Origin of the sequence: Vibrio sp. V33_P6A3T137 (genome assembly GCF_009904835.1) — a bacterium.
GTDB classification, from domain to species: domain Bacteria; phylum Pseudomonadota; class Gammaproteobacteria; order Enterobacterales; family Vibrionaceae; genus Vibrio; species Vibrio metschnikovii.
In genome coordinates, this window is sequence record NZ_WXWK01000093.1 from 22,071 (window position 1) to 38,506 (window position 16,436).

At 44.4% G+C, this 16,436-nt stretch carries 19 protein-coding genes; 8 read left to right on the plus strand and 11 right to left on the minus strand.

Annotation, left to right across the window (positions count from 1 at the left end):
- Nucleotides 1-21: 21 nt before the first annotated feature.
- Nucleotides 22-885: a 16S rRNA (cytidine(1402)-2'-O)-methyltransferase gene (rsmI, locus tag CAG60_RS09040; protein ID WP_161438777.1), complete on the minus strand. Its 864-nt coding sequence runs from the start codon at nucleotides 883-885 to the stop codon at nucleotides 22-24.
- Nucleotides 886-954: 69 nt separating this feature from the next.
- Here rsmI and CAG60_RS09045 point away from each other — a divergent pair, with 69 nt between their 5' ends.
- From CAG60_RS09045 to CAG60_RS09060, 4 genes are read left to right on the plus strand one after another with little or no spacing between them, the layout of a single operon-like run.
- The gene (locus CAG60_RS09045; RefSeq protein WP_161438785.1) at nucleotides 955-2,760 is read left to right on the plus strand and encodes a penicillin-binding protein activator; all 1,806 of its coding nucleotides are present in this window, start codon (nucleotides 955-957) and stop codon (nucleotides 2,758-2,760) included.
- On the plus strand, nucleotides 2,747-3,115 hold the full coding sequence (locus CAG60_RS09050) for a YraN family protein (RefSeq protein WP_040904683.1): 369 nt from the start codon (nucleotides 2,747-2,749) through the stop codon (nucleotides 3,113-3,115). Before CAG60_RS09045 ends, CAG60_RS09050 begins: the two co-directional genes overlap by 14 nt.
- Nucleotides 3,116-3,122: 7 nt before the next feature.
- Nucleotides 3,123-3,713 (plus strand): phosphoheptose isomerase, encoded by a 591-nt coding sequence (locus CAG60_RS09055; protein ID WP_004395962.1) that lies wholly within the window; start codon nucleotides 3,123-3,125, stop codon nucleotides 3,711-3,713.
- Between the two features lie 3 nt (nucleotides 3,714-3,716).
- Nucleotides 3,717-4,298 (plus strand): BON domain-containing protein, encoded by a 582-nt coding sequence (locus tag CAG60_RS09060; RefSeq protein ID WP_161438778.1) that lies wholly within the window; start codon nucleotides 3,717-3,719, stop codon nucleotides 4,296-4,298.
- Between the two features lie 82 nt (nucleotides 4,299-4,380).
- Here the strand turns inward: CAG60_RS09060 and sspB are convergent, their stop codons facing one another.
- The 5 genes from sspB to zapE form a co-directional block, all read right to left on the minus strand.
- A complete protein-coding gene (gene sspB / locus CAG60_RS09065) occupies nucleotides 4,381-4,836 on the minus strand; it encodes a ClpXP protease specificity-enhancing factor (protein WP_161438779.1) in 456 nt (151 codons plus the stop codon).
- A 10-nt stretch (nucleotides 4,837-4,846) separates the two neighbouring features.
- Nucleotides 4,847-5,482: a stringent starvation protein SspA gene (sspA, locus tag CAG60_RS09070; protein WP_004395965.1), complete on the minus strand. Its 636-nt coding sequence runs from the start codon at nucleotides 5,480-5,482 to the stop codon at nucleotides 4,847-4,849.
- 244 nt (nucleotides 5,483-5,726) lie between these two features.
- A complete protein-coding gene (gene rpsI / locus CAG60_RS09075; RefSeq protein WP_004395968.1) occupies nucleotides 5,727-6,119 on the minus strand; it encodes a 30S ribosomal protein S9 in 393 nt (130 codons plus the stop codon).
- A gap of 15 nt (nucleotides 6,120-6,134) precedes the next feature.
- Nucleotides 6,135-6,563 (minus strand): 50S ribosomal protein L13, encoded by a 429-nt coding sequence (rplM, locus tag CAG60_RS09080; RefSeq protein ID WP_004395969.1) that lies wholly within the window; start codon nucleotides 6,561-6,563, stop codon nucleotides 6,135-6,137.
- Between the two features lie 332 nt (nucleotides 6,564-6,895).
- Complete coding sequence (gene zapE, locus CAG60_RS09085; RefSeq protein WP_161438780.1) at nucleotides 6,896-7,999, minus strand: cell division protein ZapE; 1,104 nt, start codon at nucleotides 7,997-7,999, stop codon at nucleotides 6,896-6,898.
- A gap of 151 nt (nucleotides 8,000-8,150) precedes the next feature.
- Here zapE and zapG point away from each other — a divergent pair, with 151 nt between their 5' ends.
- The 3 genes from zapG (at nucleotide 8,151) to degS (ending at nucleotide 11,489) form a co-directional block, all read left to right on the plus strand.
- Complete coding sequence (gene zapG / locus CAG60_RS09090; protein WP_004395971.1) at nucleotides 8,151-8,591, plus strand: Z-ring associated protein ZapG; 441 nt, start codon at nucleotides 8,151-8,153, stop codon at nucleotides 8,589-8,591.
- A 183-nt stretch (nucleotides 8,592-8,774) separates the two neighbouring features.
- Nucleotides 8,775-10,142: a DegQ family serine endoprotease gene (locus tag CAG60_RS09095; protein ID WP_004395972.1), complete on the plus strand. Its 1,368-nt coding sequence runs from the start codon at nucleotides 8,775-8,777 to the stop codon at nucleotides 10,140-10,142.
- 285 nt (nucleotides 10,143-10,427) lie between these two features.
- The gene (gene degS, locus CAG60_RS09100; protein WP_161438786.1) at nucleotides 10,428-11,489 is read left to right on the plus strand and encodes an outer membrane-stress sensor serine endopeptidase DegS; all 1,062 of its coding nucleotides are present in this window, start codon (nucleotides 10,428-10,430) and stop codon (nucleotides 11,487-11,489) included.
- 93 nt (nucleotides 11,490-11,582) lie between these two features.
- Here degS and rplS read toward each other — a convergent pair whose 3' ends face one another.
- From rplS to ffh, 5 genes are all read right to left on the minus strand, one after another.
- A complete protein-coding gene (rplS, locus tag CAG60_RS09105) occupies nucleotides 11,583-11,936 on the minus strand; it encodes a 50S ribosomal protein L19 (protein ID WP_004395974.1) in 354 nt (117 codons plus the stop codon).
- A gap of 42 nt (nucleotides 11,937-11,978) precedes the next feature.
- The gene (gene trmD, locus CAG60_RS09110; protein ID WP_161438781.1) at nucleotides 11,979-12,719 is read right to left on the minus strand and encodes a tRNA (guanosine(37)-N1)-methyltransferase TrmD; all 741 of its coding nucleotides are present in this window, start codon (nucleotides 12,717-12,719) and stop codon (nucleotides 11,979-11,981) included.
- Between the two features lie 26 nt (nucleotides 12,720-12,745).
- A complete protein-coding gene (rimM, locus tag CAG60_RS09115) occupies nucleotides 12,746-13,300 on the minus strand; it encodes a ribosome maturation factor RimM (RefSeq protein ID WP_040904685.1) in 555 nt (184 codons plus the stop codon).
- Between the two features lie 20 nt (nucleotides 13,301-13,320).
- On the minus strand, nucleotides 13,321-13,569 hold the full coding sequence (gene rpsP, locus CAG60_RS09120) for a 30S ribosomal protein S16 (RefSeq protein WP_004395977.1): 249 nt from the start codon (nucleotides 13,567-13,569) through the stop codon (nucleotides 13,321-13,323).
- A gap of 237 nt (nucleotides 13,570-13,806) precedes the next feature.
- Entirely contained in the window at nucleotides 13,807-15,177 is a 1,371-nt protein-coding gene (gene ffh, locus CAG60_RS09125; RefSeq protein ID WP_004395978.1) for a signal recognition particle protein, read from the minus strand.
- A 212-nt stretch (nucleotides 15,178-15,389) separates the two neighbouring features.
- Between ffh and CAG60_RS09130 the strand changes: the two genes are divergently transcribed.
- Complete coding sequence (locus tag CAG60_RS09130) at nucleotides 15,390-16,184, plus strand: cytochrome C assembly family protein (protein WP_154169131.1); 795 nt, start codon at nucleotides 15,390-15,392, stop codon at nucleotides 16,182-16,184.
- The last annotated feature ends 252 nt before the right edge of the window (nucleotides 16,185-16,436 follow it).

Sequence of the window (16,436 nt, forward strand, 5' to 3'; positions counted from 1 at the left end):
CAACCGCTCAAAAAGCCAGCATTAATTTAAGTTTTCAAGGCCCCATTTGTACAAGGCATTTTTCTTGACGTTATAGATTTCAGCCGCCAAGGCCGCCGCTTTCTTTAAGGGTAACTCTTTACTTAAAATAGCTAAGCTTCTTAATGCCTCTTCCGGTAACGCTTGATTCGATGTTTCCCTCACACCATGAATCAATAGAACCATCTCTCCGCGTTTGCGGTTTTCATCTTGATTAATCCATTCAATTAACTCACCAAGTGGTAACCCTTGGATGGTTTCAAAGGTTTTGGTCAGCTCACGAGCCAAAACCACCTGGCGATCCGGACCTAAAATTTCCAGCATGTCCTGCAACGATTCGTTGATTCGATGCGGTGATTCATAAAAAATACACGTTCGCTCAACTTTGGCTATTTCTAAAAATTTATCTTTACGCCCTTTGCTTTTCGCCGGTAAAAAACCTTCAAAACTAAACCGATCTGAAGGTAAACCAGAAGCACTCAGTGCCGTAATAACCGCACAAGCACCAGGAAGAGGGACAACTTTAACACCCGCTTGACGACATTGATTGACTAAATGGTAACCTGGATCGCTGATCAGCGGTGTGCCCGCATCTGAAACGAGCGCTATCGACTGACCCGATAATAATTTATCAACTAATGCTTGAGCTTTGTGCTGTTCATTGTGATCATGCAAAGCGAACGTTTTAGTTTGGATATTGAAGTGAGCAAGCAGTTTACCTGTGTGGCGTGTATCTTCAGCGGCGATAACATCGACCTGAGCAAGCACATCAAGGGCACGTTGGGTGATATCACCTAGATTGCCAATTGGCGTCGGGACAATATAGAGGGTTGCTCCCTCTGCGGACACGGTTTTGTTATCTGTCATTTGTTTACCATCACTTCAACGATTAATATAGAGACAATTTTACACGGAATAATGAAAGAACCCATGGCTATGAAAAACCATCAGAGATGCAGTGTAACACGCTTACTCACTCCCGTTGCATTGGCAATCATGCTAGCGGCTTGTTCAACCACACCGTCAGTACCAACGTCTGTACAGATCACCGATAAACCACAGCTATCGGCACAAACCTATTTAATGCGTGCAGATAGCAGCCAAGGCAACTTACAAAATGATTGGCTCATTATGGCACTCAAAGCTGCCGTTGCCGACAATGATTCCGCACAGGCAGAATTATTGATTCGCCGTATCTCAAAACAAACCTTGAGTGAGACTCAACAGGCAGAGTGGCAACTTGCTCGCGCTCAGTTATCTTTTAATCAACAGCAATACCAAACGGTCTTATCGCGGCTCAGTTTCCCTACGGATTGGCGGTTAGACCCGCGACAATGGCAGAAGTACTATCAGCTGAGGGCTGACAGTTTGCTCGCGCTGGAACGTGCCTTTGACGCGAATCGAGAACTCGTTGGGTTGTATGAACATTCGACGCCTGACCAGCAATCGATGATTGCACAACAAATTTGGCAGAATTTTGATGGGTACTCTAGCTCAACCATTACAACGCTAAGTACTGGAGCGGATGAAGAGATTCTCGATGGTTGGTTACAACTGGCTATCTATGTCAAAACGCTCGGTAGCGATTTACCGCAATTAAAAAATACTTTAGAAAAATGGCTAAAAGAAAACGCCTCACATCCTGCGGCTCGTTACACCCCTCAAACGATCAGTGATATTTTAGCGTTAGATCTCGTTCAACCTACTCACACCGCCTTACTACTGCCACTCAGTGGTCGCTTTGCTAAGCAAGCAGAGCTGATTCGTGACGGCTTTATCATGGCAATGATGAACGATCCTCAGCGCGATCCTAACGCCACCCTGACCATTTTGGACACCAATACTGAAAGCTTAGAAAATGTTGATGCGATTTTGGCAGAAAAACAGGTCGATTTTGTCGTTGGCCCACTGATTAAAAGCGATATCGAAAAGTTACAAGCTTTTCAGAAAAAACGCGGCCAAGCGATCCCAACCTTAGCGCTGAATATTCCGGACAAGATTGAGCCGTCCAGTACAACTTGCTATCTCACACTCTCTCCTGAGCAAGAAGTTGCTCAAGCCGCCAAGTATTTGTTCAGTCAAGGCTACCGATACCCATTAATTTTAGCACCACAGGGTAGCTACGGCGATCGTGTGGTTGAAGCCTTCAATCAAGAATGGCGTCAATACAGTACCAATAAGGTCGCGGTGAACTTATTTGGTGACAAACGACAGTTACAACGCAATATCAACAACGTTTTCGCTCTTCAAGCAAGCCAACAGAATATTGCCCAAATGAACTCATTATTGGGTATCAGCTTAGAGAGCCAGCCTCGTAGCCGACGCGATATTGATGCGGTATACATTGCAGCGGGTATTGCTGACCTCACGTTGATCAAACCTTTTATTGAGGTCGCCATTAATCCAGATACCCGTCCTCCTAAGCTGTTTTCTAATTCAAACAGCAACAGCGGAGGTCGTCAATTTGAAGATCTCACCGGGATCACTTATAGCGATATTCCACTGTTGATCGAGTCTGGTAACGCAGTTGCCACTCAAGCGGCTGAACTTTGGCCACGAACGTCCAATGCCGATCGTCGTTTGCAAGCGCTCGGGATGGATGCCTATCAACTGATGTTGGAACTCCCACAGATGAAAGCCGTCAAAGGATATACCATTTCTGGCCAAACTGGTGTGCTTGGTATTGATCAAAACTGTATAGTACAGCGTGAAATTAGTTGGGCGGAGCATGGGGCTCTTTAGTCGCCGAAATACGGGACTGCATTATGAACAAGTGGCGGCAGATTACCTCAGCCGCCACGCACTACGTTTACTGGAAAAAAACTTTACCACTCGCGTTGGCGAAATTGATCTGGTGATGCGCGATGGCTCTTGCTTAGTCTTTGTTGAAGTAAAATATCGTAAAAATCAATCTTACGGCCATGCCGCCGAGATGGTCACTTCGCATAAAAAAACTCGCTTGATCAAAGCTGCGAATTGGTGGATGCTCAAGCACGGACTCAGTGTCGATAATACCGATTTTCGTTTCGATGTCGTGGCCATTCATGACAACGGTCAGCACATTGAGTGGATAAAAAACGCAATAACCCAAGGATAATCAATCAATGCTCGATAGCATTAAAGATAGCTTTACTGAAAGTATTCAAATTCAAATCGCCGCCGCCGAGGCCTTACCAGATGCGATTATGCATGCCGCGCAAGCGATGGTCGTCACGCTACTCAATGGTCAGAAAATCCTCTGCTGTGGTAATGGAGGATCGGCCGCCAATGCTCAGCAGTTTGTCTCTTGTTTACTGAATCGTTTTGAAACTGAGCGTCCCAGCTTACCCGCGATGGCACTCACCGCCGACAATACGACTTTGACCGCTGTCGCCAATGACTACCATTACCAAGAGATTTTCTCTAAACAAGTCCGAGCATTTGGTCAAGCGGGTGATGTACTGCTAGCCATATCTACCAGTGGTAATAGTAAAAACATCATCAAAGCGATGGAGGCCGCGGTGACACGCGATATGACCATTATTGCCTTAACGGGTAAAGATGGTGGAGAAATGGCAGGGTTACTTGGGGAGAATGATGTCGAGATTCGTATTCCTTCCCATCGCACCGCCCGTATTCACGAAGTGCACATGGTCACTTTACACTGTTTATGTGACTTAATTGACCAAGTGTTGTTTCCAGCTCACGAAGAGTAACCCATGAAAAACGCCCGGTTCAACTTATTCGCTCTACTTGCCCTACTGTTTATCTTACCGCTGTCTGGCTGTGCTGGTTTTTTAGTCGCAGGAGCGGCAGCAACGGTTAACATTGCGACAGATCCTCGTTCAACGACTGAACAATGGCAAGATAAAAACCTTGAATTAGAAATCACAGGGTTAAGTAATAAACCGCCTTTCCGTAGTCAAATGCGTATCACGGCCAGCTCATTTCGAGGCACGGTAGTCTTGATTGGTCAATCGCAAACCAATGAGTTACTCGAGCAATTTATTGGCCAAATCGAGCAACTTAAAGGGGTGAACCACTTACACAATCAAGTCAAAATACAAGCGCCGTTAACCGTCGGTCAAGTCAGTAATGACAGTTGGCTCACCACCAAGGTCAAATCAGCCTTGTTGGCTAAATCAGAGCTGCGCGGCGTGAAAGTCTCAGTGATCACTGAAAATAGAGAAGTATTTTTGCTCGGTTACGTTACTCAAGAACATGCAGAAATAGCGACTGATGTTGCACGTCATGTATCAGGAGTTAAGCAAGTCATCAAAGCGTTTGAATACGCCGATTAAGCTTAATCAAATAATAAATCGCGCCAATAAAAAAAGCAGCGTCATCGCTGCTTTTTTTATTATCGTATTTTATCATCGAAGGTTATTTAACCACTCGAAGGCTTGGTCTACCTTGAGGTTTTGATGGTTCAGTATCGGTAGGTTGCTCATCAGCACCACTGTCTTGAGCAGCAATAGCACTCTCAGTCACCTGAGTCAGCGTTTGCTGATAAGCCGGCTCTGGTTCAAACATGGTGCCTGCCCCGTTCTCACGGGCATAAATGGCTTGCACCGCATAAAGAGGAACAATCACTAAGTGAGGGCGTCCACCAAAGCGAGCACTGAACGTGACCTCATCATCACCTAACTCTAAATTACCCACCGCGCGAGGAGCGATATTGAGGATGATCTGTCCATCTTGGACGAACTCCATCGGTACTCGTACCCCTTGCAGAGTTGCATCAATCACAAGGTGTGGTGTTAATTCATTGTCTAACAACCAATCATAAAACGCACGTAGCATGAAAGGTCGACGAGGTGTCATTTTTTCAATATCCATAACACACCGATTAACGCGACAGGCGCATCTCACGCTCAGCTTCTGTCAAAGAGGCTAAGAATGAATCACGCTCAAATACACGATTCATGTAGACTTTTAATTCTTTAGAACCAGGACCAATTAATTCAATACCTAAGACTGGTAAACGCCATAGTAATGGCGCGAGATAGCAGTCAATTAAGCTGAACTCTTCGCTCATGAAGTATTCGTATTCGGCAAATACCGGCGCAAGCGTTAATAAGTCGTTACGCAGTTTATTACGAGCCGCTTCCGCTTCGCTAGCATTACCACGAATCACTTTATCCGCTAATGAATACCAGTTTCTTTCGATACGATAGATCATTAAACGACTATTACCACGAGCGACCGGATAAACTGGCATCAAAGGTGGATGAGGAAAACGCTCATCTAGGTATTCCATAATGATTTTTGAATCGTACAGCGCAAGCTCACGATCAATCAGCGTTGGGACCGACTTATAGGGATTCAGTTCGATAAGTTCAGCAGGCAGATTATCTTCATCAACCAGTTCAACTTCAACACTGACACCTTTTTCAGCCAGCACAATACGTACCTGATGGCTATACATATCAGACGCACTCGAAAATAGAGTCATCACAGAACGTTTATTGGCAGCGACAGCCATGGAGCCCTCCAGCACACACTTACAAGTATAAAAACAATGGAGGCTTAGCCTCCATTGATGATTCGAATAATCAAAAATTAGCATGGCATAATAGCATATTTCGTGCTCATCACGCTAATGTTCTTTCTTAAGCGTAATAACACTCGCCATGTAATCCGTTATTACCAATACAAAAAAGCCCAGCAAATGCTGAGCTTTTCGAACCACAATCCAGCCGAAGCTGAAGGATAATCTTTGAAAAAGATTAACGCTTAGAGAATTGAGGTTTACGACGTGCTTTACGTAGACCAACTTTCTTACGTTCAACGCAACGAGCGTCGCGAGTAACGTAGCCAGCAGCACGTAGTGCAGGACGTAGTGATTCATCGTACTCCATAAGAGCGCGAGTGATACCGTGACGGATAGCACCAGCTTGACCAGAAATACCACCACCTTTAACAGTGATGTATAGGTCAAATTTCTCTGTCATTTCAACAAGCTCAAGTGGCTGTTTAACCACCATGCGCGAAGTTGGACGACCGAAGTATTCATCAAGACTGCGCTTGTTGATTACGATGTTGCCGCTGCCTGGTTTAATAAAAACACGTGCAGCTGAGCTTTTGCGACGGCCAGTGCCGTAGTATTGATTCTCTGCCATTTCCGAAATCCCCAATTAGATGTCTAGTACTTTTGGTTGTTGAGCAGCATGGTTGTGCTCAGCGCCAGCGTAAACTTTCAGCTTACGGTACATAGCACGGCCTAGAGGACCACGTGGAAGCATACCTTTAACCGCTAGTTCAAGAACCATTTCTGGCTTACGATCGATCAGCTTTTCAAAGCTGATTGATTTCAGGCCGCCAGGGAACTCAGTGTGACGGTGGTAGATTTTACCTTTAGCCTTGTTACCAGTTACAGTAACTTTCTCCGCGTTTACAACGATGATGTAATCACCAGTGTCAACGTGTGGAGTATATTCAGCTTTATGTTTGCCACGTAGGCGAGATGCAATTTCACTTGCAAGACGGCCAAGAGTTTTACCTTCAGCGTCTACAACGTACCAGTCGCGTTTTACAGTTTCTGGTTTAGCAACGAAAGTTTTCATGCTAACAATAACCCGTTAATTAAAATTTACACTTAAAGGAGCATTTGCTCCCACTGTCTAAGAGCCCAGACATCACCCCTTCGAGTGGATGGCACTCTGGCCTAAAAGGCCGCAGTAACGGTGGGTTGCAGGATTATAGAGAAGAGAGCGGAAAAAATCACCTTTTTTTGCTTAAAATCACAAAAAACTCTGCCAATCACTATCTCGCTTCGAAAATCAGTCAATAAACAACAAATAGCATTACATAAAGTGAATTAATGAAGGTTCATCCGCATCGAGAATAGTCACCATCAATTTCAATCAACATAGTCGCGCAGCGTTTTGGGCTCTTTTTAAGGTAAATGTGCTTTCGCCAAATACTCATGGCTTTGCATTTCAATCAATCTTGACTGACAGCGTTTAAACTCAAAACTTAACCGCTCTCCAGCATAGAGCTCTTCTAACTTCACCTGCGCCGAAATAATCAGTTTGACATGACGCTCATAAAACTCATCCACTAAAGCGATAAATCGACGAGCAGCATCCTCAGTGAGTGGCCCCATCTGAATTACCTCAGCCAGTAAGACGGTATGATAAACACGAGACAGTTCAATATAGTCATTTTGACTACGAGCCGTTTGGCACAATTGAGCAAACGTCGCATACAATACGCCATCACTGGCTTTGACCACTGTTAATTGGCGATGATTGATGGCAATTTGCGTCTGGAACTCTTTATCACTACTCACTAGCTGAGTGTAATACTTGTCTAGATTATGCTGCGCTTGTTCATCTAATGGCGAATGATAAATTTCGGCTTGCTGTAGCGTTCGCAAGCGATAATCTACACCACTATCAACATTCAAAATGTGGCAATGCTGCTCAATCAGTGCAATAGCGGGTAAAAAACGAGCCCGCTGCAAACCATTACGATAGAGCTCTGCTGGCGGAATATTCGAGGTTGCAACCAAAACCACACCGCGAGCGAATAGTCCTTGCAATAAAGTGGCTAAGATCATCGCATCGGTAATGTCTGAGACAAAAAATTCATCAAAGCAGATCACGACGGCTTCTTGGCTAAATTTTTCAGCGACCGATTCAAGAGGATCGCTGATTTCGCCCAATTGCTTTAATTCATCATGCACACGATACATAAAACGATGGAAATGGACGCGCATTTTCTTCTCGGTCGGTAAAGCATCAAAAAAGGTATCCATAAGATAGGTTTTCCCTCGCCCGACGCCTCCCCAAAAATACAGCCCCTGAGGTACGGTCATCGTCGGTGATGTAATACCCAGCCATTTTTTCCAACGCGAAGGTCGAACCACCGGTTGATTAATAAATTCACATAACTGATGATGGAGCGCATCCAACGCCTCGACGGCGAGAGCTTGCGCGGCATCGTGTTGAAATCCTGAGCGTTTTAAATCTTGTTCGTATCGCTGTTTCGGTGTCATGATTACTTACTGTATCTCTAAGGAATAAAAACTGCCATCAGGCGCACATGCATTTTGCTTTATCGAATATCACTCTCATAGTAACATGTCACTACAGCATGTGTAACCAACCCGTAAAAAACATGTTAAATAACAACAATAAGGAGTCGTTATGCCTTGGATTTATGCCGTTGTAGGCCTAATAGTGGGGATGGTTGTCGGAGTCGTTATTGCACGCTTGACCGCTGACAACTACAAAAACCAAAAGTCTCTGCAAAAAGAGCTGGATAACGCAAAATTTGCCATGGACCAACAGCGCCAAGAGCTGGCTGATCATTTTGCTCAAACCGCAGAAATGCTTGATACACTCGGCAAAGATTATACCAAGCTCTATCAACATATGGCGAAAACAGCCACAGAGCTACAGCCTAATCTTCCAGAACAAGATAATCCGTTTATGAAAAAAATGGCTCAACATAAAGACAACGAGCCAAAACAAGAACTCGTTGAGCAGCCGCCTAAAGATTATGCACAAGGGGCGACCGGGTTATTAAAAAATGAACCGAAAACCATCCTACGTTCTTCAGATGTTATTCACAGTAAAGTGAATTAAACCTTTTGCTCCCTCCAATAGATTGATCAGGGAGCATGCAATGGGTACTGAAGACTCAATTCGCAACACAATGATGAACTTTGTAAAGGTTTTTAAGTCATAACTTTCACTCAGCCTATTGAAGTTTTTTTGTTCAAGGCAAATATTACTTTCATGAAGCATTTATTTACGAGGATTGTTACGATGAAAAAACCTTTGCTTGTTTTAACGGCTCTCTCTTTAAGCTTAAGTTCCCTCATCACACCATTGCAGGTTAATGCGGCATTACCCATTGCAATACAAGGCCAAACACTGCCTAGCCTGGCTCCGATGCTAGAAACGGTGACACCCGCCGTAGTCAGTATCGCGGTAGAGGGGACTCAAGTTGCTCGCCAGCGTATCCCTGATCAATTTCGTTTCTTTTTTGGTCCTAATTTCCCAACGGAACAGTTTCAAGAACGCCCTTTTCGAGGGCTCGGTTCTGGGGTCATTATTAATGCCAGTAAAGGTTATATTGTTACCAACTATCACGTAATTAATGATGCAGAAAAAATTCGCGTCAAGTTGTATGACGGCAGAGAATTTAATGCAGAATTGGTTGGCGGTGATCAGATGTCTGATGTGGCTTTACTGAAAATCAACACCACCACAAATCTTACTGAGATGCCAATCGCCGATTCCGATCAATTACGCGTCGGTGACTTTGCGGTCGCGATTGGTAATCCCTTCGGTCTTGGACAAACGGTGACTTCTGGCATTATCTCGGCGCTGGGCCGTAGCGGCTTAAATTTAGAAAATTTTGAAAACTTTATTCAAACCGATGCAGCGATCAACAGTGGTAATTCTGGTGGTGCATTAGTGAATCTCAATGGCGAATTGATCGGTATTAATACCGCTATTTTAGGTCCTAATGGGGGTAATGTAGGGATTGGCTTTGCGATCCCATCCAATATGATGAAAAACCTCACCGATCAAATCATTGAGTTTGGAGAAGTCAAACGCGGCATGCTTGGTGTACAAGGGGGAGAGATTTCTTCTGAACTGGCGGAAGCTTTAGGCTATACCTCAAGCAAAGGGGCGTTTGTGAGTCAAGTCGTCGCAGACAGCGCAGCGGATAAAGCCGGAATTAAAGCTGGTGATATCATCGTCTCAATCAATGGCCGGAAAATCGATACTTTCTCCGAATTGCGAGCCAATGTCGCCACACTGGGACCGGGTAAAAAAGTGAAGCTAGGTGTGGTTCGTGATGGTAAAGACAAAACCTTCACCGTGACCTTAGAAGAGCAAGTGGTTAATAAAACCAAAGCGGATAATCTGCATCAAGGATTGACCGGTGCAGAGCTGTCCAACACAACCGCAAGTGATAGCATTCAAGGGGTTAAAATCACTCAGGTAGAAAAAGGCTCGACCGCTGAAGCTTATCAACTACAACAAGATGACATCATCATTGGGGTTAACCGTAAGCGAGTCAGAAATATCGCCGAGTTCAGAGCAGTATTAGAGCAATCACCAGCGATACTGGCGCTGAATATACAGCGCGGTGATAGAACACTCTATCTTGTTATACGTTAATCACTCACAACGAGTATCTCTCTTTCAAAGGCAGCGATCACTACGCTGCCTTTTGTTATTTCGGCTGGTGATGGTATCCTTGAAACACGCCTCTCATTACACCTCAACCCACATTACTGGAAGGTACCAATCAGCGGCAAATACTGTCAGCCTCCTGAGACTATCTCATTAGGTCTGATGAAGTTAATCAAGATAGTGCATCATTAATGCCGCATTGTCAGGTTTCTTAGTTAGCGACATCGTATCCATGTTAAGTTCAGTGGCATGAATATATTTGGGGAAAACATGCTGATTTATCTGATTCGCTCTATTGGGCTTGGGTTGGTTATCGCACTCGCGGTGATTGTAGTCACGCCTTCATTACGAGCTCATCTGGTCGTTAAACCGAGCGCTCAACCCGCTCATATTGCCTCGTTACAAATTTCATTTAATGATGCGGTACGCCGAGCAGCTCCAGCCGTAGTCAATATCTACAGTCGAAAATATTCAGAAAACGATCGTAGCAAATTATCAACACAAGGTCTCGGCTCCGGCGTTATTGTCAGTGAAAAAGGTTATATCATCACCAATTACCATGTGATCGCTCAGGCCGATCAAATCATTGTCGCCTTGCAAGATGGTCGAGTGGCGGCGGCACAATTGGTGGGCCAAGATCGACGCACCGATATCGCTATTTTACAAATTGAAGGCAATAACTTACCCGTCATTCCTCAAAATCCTAACTATCATGCCAAAGTGGGAGATGTGGTACTCGCCATTGGCAATCCCTATAACTTAGGCCAAACCACCACCTTCGGCATTATCTCTGCAACTGGTCGATCATCGATCAGTGCTGATGGTCGACAAGCCTTTATTCAGACCGATGCGGCAATTAATGAAGGTAATTCGGGAGGGGCTTTAGTCAACACGCAAGGTGAGTTAGTCGGCATTAATACCGCCTCTTTTCAACAGGCGACTGAATTAGAGACCTATGGAATTTCTTTTGCGATTCCGTTTGTTCTGGCTAATAAAATCATGGAAAAAATCATCGCCGATGGGCGAGTAATTCGGGGCTATATCGGCGTTGATGGACAAGATATTAATGCCGTGACTTCCCGTCTACTGGGTAGTGATCATATCGGTGGTATTGTGGTTCTCGGGGTTGATCCCAATGGGCCTGCCGCCCAAGCCGGATTTATGGTTCGTGACATTATTTTAAAAATCGACGAGCAAAAAATTAACGGTCGGCAGAGCGTTATGGATATGGTTACCGATCTGCGCCCTGGCAGTGTGATTGAGTTTACCTTGCTACGTAAAGGGCAAGAGATGATTGTGCCAGTGACAATTGCCGAAGATAGCCGAGAATAAACTCACTGTTTGATTGATTCTCCTACAGCAAAAACAGATAAAAAAACGGAGCCGTTAGGCTCCGTTTTTTCAATGAGAACGCGAGTTCTAGCATTATTTCTTAGTAAGCTTCTCTTTAATACGAGCTGCTTTACCAGATAGATCGCGTAGGTAGTACAATTTGGCACGACGTACTGCACCACGGCGCTTCACTTCAATGCTAGCGATGATTGGAGAGTGAGTTTGGAACGTACGCTCAACACCTTCACCGTTAGAAATCTTACGTACAGTGAAAGCTGAGTGTAGACCACGGTTACGGATAGCGATTACAATGCCTTCATAAGCCTGTAGACGCTCACGATCACCTTCTTTTACCTTAACTTGAACCACAACAGTGTCACCTGGTGCGAATTTAGGTAGGTCTTGTTTCATTTGCTCTTGTTCTAGAGCCTTGATGATATTACTCATGTTTTTAAATTCCTAGAATAAACTGATACTAAATTTAATAGGTTACTGTTGAGTCTCTTTAATGTACTCAGCCAGTAATTGTTCCTGTTCGTCAGTCAGAGCTAGGTTTTCCAGGAGCTCTGGTCTTCTTAGCCAAGTGCGGCCTAACGACTGTTTCAATCGCCAGCGACGAATTTCCTGATGATTACCAGACATCAATACCGCAGGTACGGTTTTTCCATCCAATACTTCAGGGCGCGTGTAGTGTGGGCAATCTAATAAGCCATTAGCAAAAGAATCTTCTTCTGCTGACGCGAAATCACCTAATACACCCGGAATAAAACGGGAGACGGTATCAATCAACGTCATGGCTGGAATTTCACCCCCAGTCATTACAAAATCACCGATTGACCATTCTTCATCAACCTCTGATTGTATAACGCGCTCATCTATCCCTTCGTAGCGGCCACAAATGAGCAATAAATTCTCATTCTTCGCCAGCTCTTCTACCCCTTGCTGATCGAGTTTACGACCTTGAGGAGAGAGATAAATCACTTTCGTCTTGCCCGGTGCGGCTGCTTTGGCTGTATGTATGGCGTCACGCAAAGGTTGCACCATCATTAACATACCAGGACCACCACCGTAAGGCTTATCATCGACCGTATGACGTTTGTCGTGAGCGAAATCGCGTGGATTCCAGCTCTGTACGGATAATAACCCTTTTTTTACCGCTTGGCCTGTGACTCCAAAATCCGTTACGCTACGGAACATTTCAGGAAATAGGCTAATAATGCCAACCCACATGTGTTCTTCGCCTTATCGATTTAGAGTTAAAACGCAGGATCCCAGTCAACTTCGATCCGTTGAGCGGTGCGATCAATCTGTTTGATCACTTGCTCTTCAAGAAACGGAATTAATCGTTCCTTTTGCCCAAAAGCATCTTTAAGATTCGCTTTCACTACGAGAACATCGTTGGAGCCAGTTTCTAACATATCGACAACTTCACCAAGGTCATAACCTTGCGTTGTCACCACTCGCATTCCAAACAATTCACGCCAGTAGAATTCATCTTCTGACAGCTCAGGTAATGAAGCTGGGTCAATTGAAATTTCAAAGTTAGTCAATAGATGAGCATCTTCACGCACATCAAGACCTTCAAGTTTTGCCACCAAACCTTTGTTATGGCGCTTCCAACTTTCTACTTTGTACTCAACCCATTCGCCATTTTGGTTTACCAACCAAGGGCTATAATCGAAAATGCTTTCAGCATTGTCTGTGTAGGACAAAACTTTAAGCCAGCCACGAATGCCATAAGAAGCACCAAACTTGCCTACAACAATTTTCTCGCCTTGCTCGCTCATTGTCTGTTTGCCTTTCATCGACATAAACTAGTTGCTACTGGTCATTAAGCCGCTTTTTGAGCGTCTTTAACTAGTTTAGCTACGCGATCAGATAGAGATGCGCCTTGTGATACCCAATGGTTCACGCGATCTAGATCAACACGTAGGCCTTCTTCTTTGCCCGCTGCTGTTGGGTTGAAGAAGCCAACTTTCTCAATGAAACGGCCAGTTGCTGAGTTGCGGCTATCAGCTACAACGATTTGATAAAATGGACGCTTTTTAGCGCCGTGACGTGCCAAACGAATGGTTACCATGTCGTCCTCTTTGCTTTCTCAAAAATAAAATTAACCCCAGAAACTATTTACTTAAAACAGTTTGGGGTCTCGTGCCAAAATAAAGCCTCGGAATTTTACTCTTATTCCGAGGCTTTGCAAGGGGTTTAGCTACTTTTTCACCAGCATAAATTGCATTTTAACTTTGTGATTTAGGTAACAGCTTTAAAAAGAGACAAAAAAACAAACCGGCTTACAGAAAACTCAAGCCTCGCTTTTTTAGCGACCAAACGGGTTAAAACCACCGCCGCCCATCATGCCTTGCATATTACGCATCATGCCTTTCATGCCACCTTTTTGCATTTTTTTCATCATTTTTTGCATTTGGGTAAACTGTTTTAGCAACCGGTTAATATCTTGTACTTGTGTTCCTGAGCCTGCCGCAATGCGCTTTTTACGAGAGCCTTTGATTAAATCGGGATTTTGTCTCTCTTTCATGGTCATCGAATTGATGATGGCTTCCATTTGTTTGAACATGCGGTCATCGACTTTATCTTTTACCCCCGCAGGAAGCTGTGACATTCCGGGAAGCTTATCCAGCATTCCCATCATGCCACCCATATTTTTCATTTGACCTAATTGTTCGCGGAAATCTTCTAAATCAAAGCCTTTTTTCTCTTTGAATTTTTTGGCCAACTTCTCAGCTTTGTCTTGATCAACATTACGCTGCAAATCTTCAATTAATGATAAGACATCGCCCATCCCAAGAATACGCGAGGCAACGCGATCCGGATGGAAAGCTTCAAGAGCATCGGTTTTTTCTCCGACCCCTAAAAACTTAATCGGTTTTCCGGTCACATGACGTACCGACAAAGCCGCACCGCCACGTGCATCACCATCAACCTTGGTTAAAATCACCCCGGTGAGTGGTAGAGTATCACCAAACGCTTTGGCGGTATTCGCGGCATCTTGTCCTGTCATTGCGTCAACGACGAACAACGTTTCTACCGGATTAATGGCGGAATGAAGGGCTTTGATCTCAGCCATCATCACTTCATCAACCGCTAATCGCCCCGCCGTATCGACAATCAAAACATCGTAAAATTTCTTCTTAGCGTGATCGACTGCCGCGTTAGCAATATCAATCGGCTTTTGATCCGCTGATGAAGGGAAAAAATCGACGCCTAAGTCATTGGCTAACGTTTCTAACTGTTTGATCGCAGCAGGACGGTAAACGTCCGCAGAAACCACTAATACCTTTTTCTTATCACGCTCTTTAAGTAACTTAGAGAGTTTACCGACACTGGTCGTTTTACCTGCACCTTGTAAACCCGCCATTAAAATGATCGCTGGAGGCTGAGCCGCGAGATTCAACGCTTCATTCGCGGCTCCCATAACGGTCTCAAGCTCATGACGAACAATTTTAATAAACTCTTGCCCAGGCGTTAAAGACTTGGAAACCTCAACCCCCACTGCACTCTCTTTTACTCGACTAACGAAGTCACGCACCACCGGCAAAGCAACATCAGCCTCGAGTAGCGCCATACGTACTTCGCGCAGGGTATCTTTTATATTGTCTTCAGTGAGACGACCTTTACCACTAATATTCTTTAGGGTTTTAGATAAACGATCGGTTAAATTTTCAAACATGTTTTTCTCTTCGCGATTAGGCGACCAATGCGCCTGAGTATACCTTAGCCAACTGCTTAGGCATACCCATTGCAAGCTAGCTGTCGAGTTTCTTTATTAGATTGGGTTATCTGTCGATATCTCAACTCTCAAAAACGATTGCGATCCAACGTAGCTCATTAAGGTTTGGCAAGGTATAATTCGCCAACTCAGCCACCAAATTTGTGACCAGCATGGATAACCTAATCGCTATTGTTGCCGCTACGCTTTATTTTTTATCGATTGCCACGATTATCCCTGGATTGCTTAACCAAACGGGTATTAAGGCAAAGACTGTTTTTATTAGCGCCACATTGGGGCTTTTTTTTCATGCCTGGTTACTCAGTGGCTTAATTTTTCACAGCAGTGGACAAAACCTCAGTATTCTTAATGTCGCGTCACTGATCAGCTTTATCATTGCTTTGGTGATGAGCTTAGCGATGTTCAAGGTACGCTTATGGTTTTTACTGCCGGTGGTATACAGCTTCTCAGCGATCAATTTATTCTTGGCGACTTTTCTGCCGAGTACCTTTATCACTCATTTAGAGCGTGAGCCAGAGCTCATGGTCCATATCGCCTTAGCCCTTTTTTCTTATTCAACCTTATCCATTGGCGCATTATACGCTTTACAGCTCGCTTGGCTTGATTACAAATTGAAAAAAAAGAAAGGCTTATCCATCAACCCTAATTTACCGCCATTGATGATGGTCGAGCGCCAACTGTTTAAAATTATTTTAATCGGCAACGTTCTGCTGACAGGGACATTATTAACCGGCGCTCTTTTTGTGCAAGATATGTTTGCTCAAGGTAAAGCACATAAAGGCATTTTATCGTTCATCGCTTGGATCGTTTACTCGATTTTATTATGGGGTCATTATCAAAAAGGATGGCGAGGACGTAAAGTGACTTGGTTTGCCGTTGCTGGGGCGACATTACTTACCTTGGCTTACTTTGGCAGTCGATTTGTCAGAGAGATTATTCTGCGCTAAGGTCTGTTTATTCATGACTTCCTCAACCTATCATTATGGTAAATAACGCCTATTTAGATCTAACGATGGGTGAAAACGGTGGACTTAATCCCCATATAAACTCAGAGTATTGTATTGCGAGATAAAAGTTCATCCTCAAACCACTTGGAGTAACAGGTAGACAGCCAGTGAGTAAGCTGCCCTCACAAACAGAGATAACAATGTGAATGGGGTTAAGCCAACACGGCTAGCACCGATATAACTGCCAGTAGG